At 54.3% G+C, this 230-nt stretch carries 1 pseudogene; it reads left to right on the top strand.

What is annotated here, in order from left to right:
• Positions 1-193 (top strand): annotated as a pseudogene (locus ACTHSN_RS10935) (ISC system 2Fe-2S type ferredoxin); the annotation flags it as partial.
• Positions 194-230: the final 37 nt, after the last annotated feature.

Here is a 230-nt window from a genome sequence, read left to right as displayed (position 1 = left end):
ACTGCTCGACCATGATTTCGACGTCGATCCCGCCTGCGAAAAATCCTGCGCCTGTACCACCGGCCACGTGATTATCCGCAAAGGGTTCGACAGCTTGGAAGAACCGACCGAATTGGAAGAAGTCCTGCTCGACCAGGCATGGGGCTTGGAAGATGATTCACGCTTGAGCTGTCAGGCGGTGGTTGCCGATTAAGACTTGGTGGTCGAAATCCCCAAATACACCATCAACC

This window comes from Neisseria sp. P0009.S010 (assembly GCF_051958545.1).
GTDB lineage: Bacteria > Pseudomonadota > Gammaproteobacteria > Burkholderiales > Neisseriaceae > Neisseria > Neisseria subflava_A.
Note: the sequence above shows the minus strand (reverse complement) of the source record. Positions and strands in the feature narration are given on the sequence as shown.